10 protein-coding genes are annotated in these 12622 nt (G+C 70.0%); 6 read left to right on the top strand and 4 right to left on the bottom strand.

The window, feature by feature from the left end; all coding sequences use genetic code 11:
- Positions 1-18: 18 nt before the first annotated feature.
- Positions 19-1446, top strand: a complete 1428-nt coding sequence (locus tag ABRP18_RS12140) for an APC family permease (protein ID WP_349884719.1) — start codon at positions 19-21, stop codon at positions 1444-1446.
- A 64-nt stretch (positions 1447-1510) separates the two neighbouring features.
- Here the strand turns inward: ABRP18_RS12140 and gdhA are convergent, their stop codons facing one another.
- Together gdhA and ABRP18_RS12130 are read right to left on the bottom strand one after the other, a co-directional pair.
- Positions 1511-2881, bottom strand: a complete 1371-nt coding sequence (gene gdhA / locus ABRP18_RS12135) for an NADP-specific glutamate dehydrogenase (protein WP_113681030.1) — start codon at positions 2879-2881, stop codon at positions 1511-1513.
- 132 nt (positions 2882-3013) lie between these two features.
- Positions 3014-5707: a phosphoenolpyruvate carboxylase gene (locus ABRP18_RS12130; protein ID WP_349884717.1), complete on the bottom strand. Its 2694-nt coding sequence runs from the start codon at positions 5705-5707 to the stop codon at positions 3014-3016.
- A 106-nt stretch (positions 5708-5813) separates the two neighbouring features.
- Here ABRP18_RS12130 and nhaA point away from each other — a divergent pair, with 106 nt between their 5' ends.
- The 4 genes from nhaA to ABRP18_RS12110 all read left to right on the top strand — a co-directional run bounded on the left by nhaA (position 5814) and on the right by ABRP18_RS12110 (position 9968).
- Positions 5814-6983, top strand: a complete 1170-nt coding sequence (gene nhaA, locus ABRP18_RS12125; RefSeq protein WP_061015774.1) for a Na+/H+ antiporter NhaA — start codon at positions 5814-5816, stop codon at positions 6981-6983.
- Between the two features lie 141 nt (positions 6984-7124).
- Positions 7125-7730: a MazG family protein gene (locus ABRP18_RS12120; RefSeq protein ID WP_349885357.1), complete on the top strand. Its 606-nt coding sequence runs from the start codon at positions 7125-7127 to the stop codon at positions 7728-7730.
- A gap of 84 nt (positions 7731-7814) precedes the next feature.
- Positions 7815-9065: a histidine--tRNA ligase gene (gene hisS / locus ABRP18_RS12115; protein ID WP_349885356.1), complete on the top strand. Its 1251-nt coding sequence runs from the start codon at positions 7815-7817 to the stop codon at positions 9063-9065.
- Between the two features lie 81 nt (positions 9066-9146).
- Positions 9147-9968 (top strand): SGNH/GDSL hydrolase family protein, encoded by an 822-nt coding sequence (locus ABRP18_RS12110; protein WP_374168944.1) that lies wholly within the window; start codon positions 9147-9149, stop codon positions 9966-9968.
- Here the strand turns inward: ABRP18_RS12110 and ABRP18_RS12105 are convergent.
- The gene (locus ABRP18_RS12105) at positions 9937-10479 is read right to left on the bottom strand and encodes a glyoxalase/bleomycin resistance/extradiol dioxygenase family protein (RefSeq protein ID WP_046749648.1); all 543 of its coding nucleotides are present in this window, start codon (positions 10477-10479) and stop codon (positions 9937-9939) included. The genes ABRP18_RS12110 and ABRP18_RS12105 overlap by 32 nt on opposite strands.
- A gap of 87 nt (positions 10480-10566) precedes the next feature.
- On the opposite strand from ABRP18_RS12105, the gene ABRP18_RS12100 reads away from it, so the two are divergent.
- The gene (locus ABRP18_RS12100; protein ID WP_193761605.1) at positions 10567-11358 is read left to right on the top strand and encodes a helix-turn-helix domain-containing protein; all 792 of its coding nucleotides are present in this window, start codon (positions 10567-10569) and stop codon (positions 11356-11358) included.
- A gap of 33 nt (positions 11359-11391) precedes the next feature.
- On the opposite strand, the gene ABRP18_RS12095 is transcribed toward ABRP18_RS12100, so the two are convergent.
- Positions 11392-12621 (bottom strand): APC family permease, encoded by a 1230-nt coding sequence (locus tag ABRP18_RS12095; RefSeq protein WP_349884716.1) that lies wholly within the window; start codon positions 12619-12621, stop codon positions 11392-11394.
- Between the last annotated feature and the right edge of the window lies 1 nt (position 12622).

The following is a 12622-nucleotide window of genomic DNA, read 5'->3' as shown; positions in this document are numbered from 1 at the left end:
GTCCCCCGAGGAGTACCCATGGCCACGAAGACGAAGCCGCTCGCGCAAGGCGGAGGAACGCTGAAGAGAAACCTCGGGCTGTGGGCGATCGTCGGCCTCGGTCTCGGGTACATGACGCCGACCGTCGTGTTCGACACCTTCGGCATGGTCGCCCGAGACACCGACAACGTCGTACCGGCGGCCTACCTCGTGGCCCTGGTCGTGATGGTCTTCACCGCGATCAGCTACGGCAAGATCTCCAGTGCGATCCCGAGCGCCGGGTCTGCATACACCTACGTGCGCGAGTCGATCCACCCGAACCTCGGGTTCATGGTCGGCTGGACGTCGCTCATCGACTACGTGCTGCTGCCGATGGTGAACTGCCTCATCATCCGCAGCTACCTCGAGGCGCTGTTCCCCGAGATCCCCGGGTGGATCTGGGTGGTGCTCTACTGCATCCTCGTCACGAGCATCATCTACCTGACGATGCGCGGCACCTCGAACATGAACATGATCCTGCTGGTGTTCTCGATCGTCGTGATGGCCGTGTTCGTCGTGATGGTCATCGCACAGCTGATGCGCGGCGACGGTGCGGGCACGGTCGCCTCGCTGACGCCGATCTTCCACGACGGCGCCACCATGGGGGCGGTGCTGATGGGCGCCACGATCGTGTGCTTCTCGTTCATCGGCTTCGATGCCGTCACCATGTACGCGGAGGAGGCGAAGGATCCGAAGATCATGCCGAAGGCGATTCTCCTCACCGTGCTGCTGGGTGGGGCGATCTTCCTGATCTCGGGCTACCTCACGCAGCTGCGTTTCCCCGACTGGAACGAGTTCGCCCCCGGCGGCGACATGCAGTTCGTCGAGGACTCGACGCTGCCGATCATCGGCAACCTGGTCGGCGGCCCCGTGCTCATGGCCGTGCTGACCGCGGCCGGTTTCTGCGCGACCCTGGCCTCCGGTCTCGCCTCGCACGCCTCGGTGTCTCGCATGCTGCTGGTGATGGGGCGCAACAACGTGCTGCCGCAGCGGGCGTTCGGCTACATCAACCCCCGCACCCACACCCCGACGTTCAACATCGTGCTGGTGGGCGCCATCTCGCTGCTCGCGATCCCCTTCACGCTCGAGCTGATCGCGGCGTGGATCAACTTCGGCGCGCTGATCGCCTTCACGTTCGTCAACATCTCGGTGATCGCGTGGTTCGCGATCCGCAAGGGCCGCCGCAAGACCCCGGGCGACATCTTCAGTTTCATCGTGATGCCGGGGATCGGCATGGTGCTCACCGGCCTGTTGTGGGCGAACCTGCACGAGGACGCGCTGCGCGGCGGTCTGGTGTGGACCGCGATCGGGGTGGTCTACCTCGCGATCATCACCAAGGGCTTCCGCAAGAAGGTCGTCGCGTTCGACGAGAACCAGGCGGTGACCGGGTACAACAAGGTGGTCAAGGTGCCGGTCGACGAGAGTTGACCCGCTCCGGTCGCGATATGTCAGCTCAAAAGGTGGAAACAGCTGACATACCGCGACCGGAAGGTCAGATGACGCCCTGAGCGAGCATCGCGGCGGCGACGCGCTCGAAGCCGGCGATGTTGGCCCCGGCCACGTAGTCGCCGGGGACGCCGTGCCGCTCTGCGGCGTCGAAGGCGGCGCCATGGATGTCGCCCATGATCTCGCGGAGCTTGTTCTCGCTGTCGCCGAAGCTCCAGCGCTGACGGGAGGCGTTCTGGCTCATCTCGAGCGCCGAGGTCGCGACGCCACCGGCGTTCGCGGCCTTGCCGGGGGCGAACAGCACTCCGGCCTTCTGGAAGGCGTCGACGGCGTCGGGCACGCAGGGCATGTTCGCACCTTCCGACACCGCGCGCACGCCGTTGGCGATCAGGGCCTCTGCATCGGCCAGGGAGACCTCGTTCTGCGTGGCGGAGGGCACCGCGATGTCGACGGGCACCTCCCACACGCTGCCGCCTTCCACGAAGCGGGCGCTCGGGCGACGGTTGGCGTACTCGACGATGCGGGCGCGCTCGACCTCCTTGATCTGACGCAGCAGGTCGAGGTCGATGCCGGCGTCGTCGACGACGTAGCCGGACGAGTCGGACGCCGTGACCGCGGTCGCACCGAGCTGGGTGGCCTTCTGGATCGCGTAGATGGCCACGTTGCCGGAGCCCGAGATGCCGACGCGCTTGCCGTCGAGGGAGTCGCCGTGCACGGCGAGCATCTCCTGCGCGAAGAACACCGCGCCGTAGCCGGTGGCCTCGGTGCGCACCTCGGCCCCGCCCCATCCGGTGCCCTTGCCCGTGAACATGCCCGACTCGTGGCGGTTGGTGACCTTGCGGTACTGGCCGAACAGGTAGCCGATCTCGCGGCCGCCGACGCCGATGTCGCCCGCGGGGACGTCGGTGTGCTCGCCGAGGTGCCGGTAGAGCTCGTTCATGAACGACTGGCAGAAGCGCATGACCTCGGCGTCGGAGCGGCCGTGCGGGTCGAAGTCGGACCCGCCCTTGCCGCCGCCGATGCCCTGACCGGTGAGAGCGTTCTTGAAGATCTGCTCGAAGCCCAGGAACTTGATGATCGACAGGTTCACCGAGGGGTGGAAGCGCAGCCCGCCCTTGTACGGGCCGAGCACGGAGGAGAACTGGATGCGGTACCCGCGGTTGACGTGCAGCTTCCCGGCGTCGTCGATCCACGGCACACGGAAGAGGATCTGACGCTCGGGCTCGACCAGGCGCTCGAGGATGCCGCCGTCGACGTATTCCGGGTGACGCTCCAGGACGGGTGCGATCGAGTGCAGCACCTCGTGGACGGCCTGGTGGAACTCCGGCTCGTGCGGGCTGCGGGAGAGCACCGTGTCGAAGACAGGCTGCACGGAGTCGGCGAGCGGATGGAAGTCGGCGGGAGACGTAGCGGTCACGCGGAAGGGCTTTCTGGTGGGGGATGGGGTGCGGGCGATCGTGTCGCGCGCGAAAGCAGAGCCGGGTGAGGCGGAGGTTTCACTCTAGCGTCGGCCACAGCCGCGTCAGCGCACCCGGCGGGAGGGCTCGGGTCACCCGGTGTTCTGCAGCCCGGCGGCGACCCCGCTGACCGAGAGCAGCAGCAGCCGCTGCTGCTCCGCGTCGGCTCCGGAGCCGGTCGGGCCGTGATCCGCCGAACGCAGGGCACGCAGCGCCCGGAGCTGGAGGAGCGAGAGGGCGTCGACGTAGGGGCTGCGCAGCTGCACGGCCCGCTGCAGCACGGGCTTGTTCTCGAGGAGTCCGGTGCCGCCGGTGAGACGGATCACCCAGCGCCGCGTGAGGGCGAGCTCGTCCAGCACGAGCTGGGCCAGGTCGTCGCGGTCGCCCAGGGCGAGGTACTGGCGGGCGATGCGCTCGTCGGTCTTGGCGAGGCTCATCGCGACGTTGTCGATCATGGTGCGCAGCAGCGGCCACTCCCGGTACGCCTCGACAAGAAGTTCCTCGTCGCCGACGGCTTGCAGGGCGGAGCCGAGTCCGAACCAGCCGGCGAGGTTGATGCGGGCCTGCGTCCAGGCGAACACCCACGGGATGGCGCGGAGGTCCTCGAGCGACTCGACCGACAACCCGCGTCGTGCCGGGCGCGAGCCGAGCGCGAGCAGACCGATCTCCTCCATCGGGGTCACGGTGGCGAACCACGATGCGAACCCCTCGGCCTTCACCAGCGAGAAGAAGCGCTCACGGGAGGCCGCGTCCATCGCCGAGGCGACTTCGGCGTAGCGCTCTGCCGCACGGCTGGTGCGCTCCTCCTCGGTGGGGGACGACGCCAGCAGGGTGGCCGCGGCGACCTGGTCGATGTGCCGCATCGCGATCGCGGGCTCGCCGTAGCGCGCGAAGATGACCTCGCCCTGCTCGGTGAGCTTGAACCGGCCGTCGACGGAGTGCGGCGGCTGCGCCAGGATCGCCGAGTTGGCAGGGCCGCCACCTCGTCCGAGTGCGCCGCCACGACCATGGAAGAGCGTCAGCTCGATGTCGTTGTCCTGCGCCCAGCGGGCGATCTTCTCCTGGGCTTCGTACAGCGCCAGGTTCGCGGCGACGGGGCCCACGTCCTTCGACGAGTCCGAGTAGCCGAGCATGACCTCGAGCCGGTTGCCGGTCGCGGCCATGCGCTCGCGGAACTCCGGGAAGGTCACGGCCTCGGCGAGGATGCCCGGGGCAGCCTGGAGGTCGGCGAAGGTCTCGAACAGCGGCACGACGTCGAGCACAGGCGCATCGTCGCCGAGCGCGTATCGGGCGAGACGGTGCACGTTGGCGAGATCGGAGGCTGCCTGGGTGAAGGAGACGACGTACCGCCCGGCCGCACGCAGACCCCGGTCGTGCTGGATGTCCGCGATCGCGCGGAAGACGTCGAGCACCTCTTCGGTCTGTGCGCTGACGGCTTCGCCCGCATCGAGCTCGGCAAGAGCCTTCGCGTGCACCTGGGAGTGCTGACGCACCTCGAGCTCGGTCAGGTGGAAGCCATAGGTCTCGACCTGCCAGATGAGGTGCTGCACCCCGCCGAACGCGTGGCGCTTCGCGCCGGCATCCGCGAGCGACGCCTGCACCGCCCGCAGGTCGGCGAGCAGTTCCTCGGGACGCGCGTAGGGCTGGCCGCCGTCTCCGCGGCGGGTGTCGGCGACGCGGCGCGCCAGCACGAGCAGCACGCGACGGTGCGGCTCATTGGGGGAGCGGGTGGCGAGCTCGGCCGCCAGGTCGGGCTCCGTCTGGGCGAAGCGCTCCCAGAGCGCCGTGACCTCGGCGCTCGGCGGCGTGTCGTCGGCGGCGAGAGTGAGGGTCCGGCCGATGCGCCCCAGCGCGCGCTCGAGGCCGCGGAGCACATGGTCCGCCGCGATCTGCGACGCCTCCCGCGTGACGGAGGCCGTGACGAACGGGTTGCCGTCGCGGTCACCGCCCACCCAGGAGCCGATGCGCACGAACGCGGGGACCACCGGAGCGCTCGCACCCGAATCGTCTCCGCGGAGGGCATCGTCGATGCGGCGGTAGACGTGCGGCACCGTGGTGAAGAGCGTCTCGTCGAACACACCCATCACGGTGCGCACCTCGTCGGTCGGAGTCGGCTTCTGCGACCGCAGCGGGGCCGTGCGCCAGAGCGTGTCGATCTCCTCCAGCATGCGCCGGCGCGCACGGTGCTCCTCCGCACCGCCTTCGCTCGCCGCATCGTGCTGTGTGAGCAGCTCGGACAGACGGCGGATGCTCGACGACACCGCGCGACGGCGCGCTTCGGTCGGGTGCGCGGTGAAGACCGGGTGGAAGCGGAGCCCCTCCAGCCGACGTCGCGCCTCGTCGTCGCCCACCTCGGTGCGCAGGCGCGCGTATGCGGTGGCGACGGTGTCCGCGGCGTCCTCGCGACCCGGCTGGCCGGCGCGCTCGCGCAGCACACGCACGCGCTGATGCTCCTCCGCGAGGTTCACGAGGTGGAAGTAGCAGGTGAAGGCGCGGGCGACCTCATCGGCACGGGCGACCGTGAACGACTCGGCGATGGCCGCGGCGCGCTCGAAGGCGTCCGAGGTCTCGTCCTCATAGGCCTGGATCGTGGCGAGGCGCAGACGTTCGACGTCGTCGAACAGGTCGTCGCCACCGGCCTCGCGCAGCACCTGACCGAGCAGCTGGCCCAGCATGCGGACGTCGGTGCGCATGGCATCGGGGATGCCCTGGCCCGCCTCGAATCGGCCGATCACGCGGATGGCCTCGGTGTTCGTGGGTTCGGAGAAGGAGTGTGCGGGGGTCACCCCTCGAGAGTATCCCGCGTGCGAGGGGTCGCCTGCACGCATGACGACGTACTCCGTCACCGCGCCGTCCGGGTGCGCGGCACGCGCGCGACCTACGATGGACGGGATGCGCATCTCAGCGAACCCCCTCCGCGGACAGCAGTTCCCCGCCGTCCTCCTCCTTCTCGCGGCCGGGCTCGGCCTGCTGCTCGCGAACCTCCCGACGCATGATGCGCTCGCCGCGTTCCTCGACGTCCACATCGCCGTGCCAGGCACCGCCCTCGACCTGTCGATCGCGCACTGGGTGTCCGACGGTCTCCTCGCCGTCTTCTTCCTGGTCGTGGCCATCGAGCTGCGCCACGAGCTCACCCACGGTGAACTCGATTCCCCGCGCAAGGCGGTGCAGCCTGCCATCGCGGCCACCGGAGGAGTGCTCGTCCCGATCGCGGTCTACCTGCTGATCGCCGGTGGGGACGGCGTCACGGCACCGGGCTGGCCCATCCCGACGGCGACCGACATCGCCTTCGCGCTCGGGGTGCTGGCGATGTTCGGCAAGGGACTCCCGTCCCGGGTGCGCGTCTTCCTGCTCGCCCTGGCGATCCTCGACGACATCATCGGGATCGTCTTCATCGCCGTGCTGTTCGCCGTCGATGTGCAGTGGCTGCTGTTCGGACTCGCGATCGTGGGCGTGGCCGTGTTCTGGGCGCTGAGCCGACTCCTGCATGCGAAGGGCCACCCCCTGATCGCCGTTGCCATGGTCCTGGTCGGCGTCGTCACCTGGGGTCTGGTCGCCTCCTCCGGCATCCACGCGACGATCGCAGGCGTGCTGCTCGGACTCGTGATGGCACCCGTCCCCGCCGAGCGCACGAGACACGCGCTCGAGCCGACGGTGAACGGGGCGATCCTGCCGCTGTTCGCCTTCGTCGCGGCGTTCGTCGTGATCCCCGCCGTCTCGATCACGCAGCTGTCCCCGGCATTCTGGGCGATCGTGGTCGCCCTGCCGGTGGGCAAGATCATCGGCATCTCGCTGTTCGGCTGGATCGCGATGCGCATCCGCCCGAAGGGATCGGACCCGGCGTTGCCGTTCGCCGACATCCTCTCGGCCGGCGCTCTCGGCGGCATCGGGTTCACGGTGTCCCTGTTGTTGGCGAACCTCGCTTTCGCGGAGGACGGCGGCATCAGGGATCAGGCGATCCTCGGTGTGCTGGTGGGCTCGCTGATCGCGCTGGTGCTCTCCGGCATCATCGTGTCGCTGCGTGCGCGCTGGTACCGTCGGCTCTCATCCGCATCGTCGTGATCGCGCGTCGTGATCGGGCGTCGTGATCGGGCGTCGTGATCGGTCGTCGTGAACCGGTCATCGGGAGAAGGAGGAACCGTGAGCATTGAATCCGAGGTCCGCTCGCCCGGGGAGGACCCGCTGCGCGAGGCTGCCGAGACCATGCGCGCGGTCAGGGAGCGCTGCGTGTGGTCGCAGCAGATCACGCATCGCGACCTCGTGCCCTATCTGATCGAGGAGTCGCACGAGGTGATCGATGCCGTCGAGGTCGGCTCTCGCGACGACCTGCGCGAGGAGCTGGGGGATCTGCTCTGGCAGGTGCTGTTCCACGCGGCGATCGCCGCGCAGGACCCGGACGATCCGTTCGACATCGACGACGTGGCGCAGACGCTCACGGAGAAGATGGTGCGTCGTCATCCGCATGTGTTCGCCGGGGAGGTGGCTGAGACTCCCGAGCAGGTGCTGGTGCACTGGAACGCCGCGAAGGCCGCGGAGAAGCGCACCCGACGCAGCGTGCTCGACGGAGTGCCGCGCGGGATGCCGGCGCTCGCGCTCGCGCAGAAGATCGCCGAGCGTGCCATCGGCGCAGGAGTGCCCGTCGAGCGGGTCGCCTCTGCCGCTGCCCCCGCCTCGGAGGAAGAGCTGGGGGACGCGCTCCTCGCGCTGGTGGCGACCGCCCACGAGCAGGGGTGGGACGCCGAGCGGGCCCTGCGCGAGCGGCTGCGTGCGCTGGAAGACGACGTGCGCGCCGCCGAAGCCGCGCGCTGATCCCGGCGCGACCCCATCCCGGCACGACCGAGTCGGCAGACCTGGGAAGATGGAACCGTGGCTACCGTGAACCCGCCGCGCGGCATGCGCGACATCCTCCCCGCCGACAAGGCCCGCCGTGAGCGTGTGCTCTCCGTCATCCGCGAGCGCTATCTCGCGCATGGATTCGACGAGATCGAGACGCCCGTCGTCGAGGAGTACGACCGTCTGCATGCCGGCATCGGTGGCGACAACGAGAAGCTCTCGTACAACATCCTCCGCCGTGGCCTGGATGCCGACGCGATCCGCGCCGCGGCCGACGACCCCGCAGCGCTCTCCGACCTCGGCCTCCGCTACGACCTGACGGTGCCGCTCGCGCGTTTCTACGCGAGCAACCGCGGTCAACTGCCGACCGTCTTCCGCTCGATCCAGATCGGACCGGTCTGGCGGGCGGAGCGCCCGCAGAAGGGCCGCTACCGTCAGTTCGTGCAGTGCGACATCGACATCATGGGGGACGACTCCGCACGCGCCGAGGCCGAGCTGATGGTCGCCTCGCTCGACGCGGTCGACGCCCTCGGCCTCGACGGGGCGACCGTGCGCATCAACGATCGCCGGGTGCTGGAGTGGATGCTCGACAGCTTCGGGTTCACCGCCGAGGAGCGTCCCGGCGTGCTCATCACGATCGACAAGCTCGACAAGATCGGTCCGGAGGGAGTGGCGACCGAGCTACGTGAGCGCAGCGCATCGACCGCAGCCGCCGACGCGTTCGACGCCTTCCTCCGCCGCCCGCAGACGCTGGAGTACAACCCCTTCGGCGAGCGGCAGATCCGCAAGGCGCTGCCCGACGGAGCTCCGGCCGACCTGATCGAGCACCTGGTCGGCATCGGCGAGGCCGTGGCTGCGGGACGGGGACAGTCCGACATCCCGCTCGTCTTCGACCCGTTCCTCGTGCGCGGCATGGGGTACTACACGGGCACGATCTTCGAACTCGCGCATCCGTCCGTCAGCTACTCCCTCGGCGGTGGCGGACGCTACGACGGCATGATCGGTCGGTTCCTCGGGCAGCAGGTGCCCGCGGTGGGCTTCTCGCTCGGCTTCGAGCGCCTCGTCGACCTGATCGCAGAGGAGTCGGACGTCACGACGAACGCGGTCGTGCTGATCCACGACGCCGACGTTCCGGTGCACGAGCTCGTCACGCACAAGGCCGCGCTCATCGCGGACGGCGCCAGGGTCCGACTCGAGCGCCGCACCAAGAACGTCAAGGCGCTGCTCGAGCGTTCGGCGGTCGACGGCTACACCTCGTTCGCGATCGTGTCCGCCGGTGCCGCAGACCTGGAGCTCAAGCCCCTGTCCTGAGCCTCCTGCGGCCGGCCTCCGGAACCTCCCGGGCCGATGCGCGTTCACGCCGCGTTCACGCCGACGGGGTGCAATCGTGGGGTGAGTCGCATCGGCACCGCGTTCGTCGTCCGCATCGCCCTGGCGGGTGCCGCTCTGGCCGTCGTGCTCGGTGTCGTCCGCGTCGTGCTGGTGCAGCAGGCCGCGCTCGCCCGACGGCGGATCGGGAAGCCGCTGGGGGAGGACTCCCTCGATGCGGATCGTGTCTGGCGCCGCTCCCTCGGCGGCGAGCCGCTGGAGCTGCTGGTGCTCGGCGACTCGATCGCGGCCGGGCTCGGTGCCGAGCGCCGTAAGGAGACTCTCGGCGCTCGACTCGCGAAGGCGACGGGGCGCCGGTTGCAGCGACCGGTGCGGTTGCGCACGGTGGCCGTCGTAGGGTCGGAGTCTCCCGATCTGCCGAGCCAGTTCGATGCGCTCCCCGAGGGGTACCTTCCGCACGTCGCCGTGATCGTCGTCGGCGGCAACGACGTGACGCACCGACTGCCTCCTGCGCTGTCGGCACAACATCTGCATGAGGTGATCCGCAGGCTGCGCGGCATGGATGCCGAGGTCGTCGTCGGCACGTGCCCCGACCTGGGCGCGCTCCGCGCCGTGCCGCAGCCGTTGCGGCGGATCGCCTCCGGTCTGTCGCGCCGCCTGGCCGAGATCCAGGCCGAGACGGCGCGGCGGGCGGGCGCGGAGCCGGTCGATCTGCGTCGAGCGGTGGGTCCGATGTTCTTCGACGAGCCCGAGGCGATGTTCAGCCTCGACCGCTTCCACCCGAGCGCCCTGGGCTACCGCCGTACGGCCGAGGCACTGCTTCCGGCGGTGTGCCGCGCGGCGGAGCGGTCGCTCAGCTCGCCTCGTCCGCAGGAGACCCGCTGAACGACGCCGCCCACTCCGCCACTCGACGACTGCTCTCCTCGTCCGAGATGTCCTCGACGCGCGTCATCACAGACCAGCGCACCCCGAACGGATCGCGGATGCTGGCGAAGCGATCACCGGAGACGAAGGGTGCGGGTGCTTCGCGCACGGTCGCTCCCGCGGCGACCGCCTTCTCGACGACCGCATCGACGTCCGCGACGTACAGCCCCATCGAGTAGCAGTCGTCGTCGCCACCGGGGGAGCGCACGAGGTGGTACTCGGGATTGGGCTCCCCGAGCTGGAGCAGGCCGAGGCCGAAGTCCAGGTCGGCGTGCGCGACCACGCCGCCGAACTCGGTCACGTCGACGACTCTGGCCCCGAAGACGTCGCGGTAGAACGCGATGGCCTGCTTCGCGTCGGGGATGGCGAGGAAGGGGGTGAGCGAGGTGGCGCTGTGCGGGCGCCCGTTCGTCGTGTACGTGCCGTTCGCGCCGGCCGTGGGGGTGTGCGTCGTGGTGTGGTCTGTGCTCATGACGCCACGGTAGAACGGGCGATGCGGCGGCGGCTTGAAGATCCGCGACAGCCTCGCCCTGTCGGCGTCGGGGCCTACGCTGGGCCGATGGTGAACCCGACCCGCGGGGTGCTCTACCCCGCTCGCCTTCCGCAGTTCCACCGGCTGCCACCGCCGCCGGCAGCCGCGGAGCTGGTGGAGTGGTTCTGGATCCCGGAGTGGGACATCGAGCCTGGGCGCTCGTCACGGCAGGAGATCGTGGCGTATCCGGCGCTGAACCTGGTCGTCGACGCGAACACCGTCACGCTCGCCGGAGCGACGACGCGGGCGTCGCACCGCGATCTGCGGGGGAGCGGCTGGGCCGTCGGGGCGCTGCTGCGTCCGGCAGCGGTCGCCGTGCTGATCGACGCTCCGGCGTCTCTCGTCGACGACGAGTGGGAACTCCACGACGGGAGCGGTACCGGCGCGCTGCGCGCTGCCGTCGTGTCGACGATGAGCTCGGGCGAGGGGCGACGCGAGCGGGCGGTCGAGGCCTTCTCTCAGTGGCTCGAGGATCGTGCGGGGCCGGTCGGCGAACCGGAACGCCGGGCCAACGCGTTCATGGACGTCCTGATGGGCGATGGCGCCGCGCTCACCCCCGAGGAGGCCGCCACGAGGTTGGCCGTCTCGGTGCGCACCCTGCAGCGGATGACCCACCGCCACGTGGGGCTCTCGCCCGCCGCGATGATCCGACGTCGGCGGCTGCAGGAGGCGGCGCAGCGAGTGCGAGAGAACCCGGAGACCGACCTGGCCTCGATCGCCGCCGAGCTCGGCTACGCGGATCACGCGCATCTCACGCGCGACTTCCAGGCGGTCCTCGGCATCGCACCGCGCATGTACCGCTCCCAGGCGCGGGGCTGACCGCGGCGCGTCGAGCTCAGGCGTGCGCGGGGCTCAGGCTCTTTCGAACCGCAGCCGCAGCAGCCGGTATCCGACCCCGAGGAGGACGACCCCCGTACCGATCAGTGAGGCCAGCACGGGAAGAGTGTTCATCAGCACCAGGCAGCCGAGCGCTCCGAGCACGTGCAGCACCCGTGGATACCGACGCGCGGACCCGCTCTGACGGAATGCGGCGGCGTTCGCGATCAGGTAGTACAGCAGCACGCCGAAGGAGGAGAAGCCGATGGCGCCGCGCAGGTCGGCGATGAGGACGATCGCGACCACGATGAGCGCGATGGCGATCTCCGCGCGCTGCGGGACCTGATGGCGCCGATCGATCTTCGCGAGGAATCGAGGGACGTCACCCTCGCGAGCCATGGCCAGGGCCGTACGACCGATCCCGGTGAGCAGAGCCAGCAGGGCACCGAGGGAAGCGGCGGCAGCAGCGATGCGGATCACGGGCGCCCAGGTAGATGCCCCGGCGGCCACCAGTACATCGACCAGAGGAGCGGTCGAATCGGTCGCACCGGCGCCGAGCACCAGGACGACGACGAGTCCCACCAGCGCGTACACGACGACCGTGCCGCCCAGCGCCAGCACGATGGCACGGGGGATCGTGCGTCCGGGATCGACGACCTCCTCACCCATGGTCGCGATCCGGGCGTATCCCGCGAATGCGAAGAACAGCAGGCCGGCCCCCTGGAGCACTCCGTAGGCCGTGGCATCGGGGAGGGGGGTCGGGTTCGCCGCCGGAGCGCCGGCGAACCCGAAGACCACGACGACCGCGAGGCCGAGCAGGGAGCACACCACGAGGATGCGGGTGACCAGGGCGGTGCGGGTCACGCCGAGGCAGTTCACGGCGGCGAGCAGCACGACAGCGGCGACCGCGACGGGCAGCTGCCAGCCGGCCGGTGCCGCGTAGGCGGCGAACGTCATGGCCATCGCCGCGCAGCTCGCGATCTTGCCGATCACGAAGCTCCATCCCGCGATGAAGCCCCACCAGGGGCCCATCTCCGCGCGGGCGTAGGCATAGGTGCCACCCGCGACCGGGTGGGCGGCGGCGAGCTGCGCTGATGAGGTGGCATTGGCGTATGCGACGACCGCGGCGATCGCGAGGGCGATGAGGACGCCGCTGCCAGCGACCCCGATCGCGGGAGCCCACACGGAGAAGACACCGGCGCCGATCATCGAGCCGAGACCGATGGCGACCGCGTCTCCGAGCGTCAGACGACGGGCGAGGGGCATC

This window comes from Microbacterium sp. WHRI 7836 (assembly GCF_040223885.2).
Classification (GTDB): Bacteria; Actinomycetota; Actinomycetes; order Actinomycetales; family Microbacteriaceae; genus Microbacterium; species Microbacterium oxydans.
This window is presented reverse-complemented; position numbering and strand designations above follow the sequence as displayed.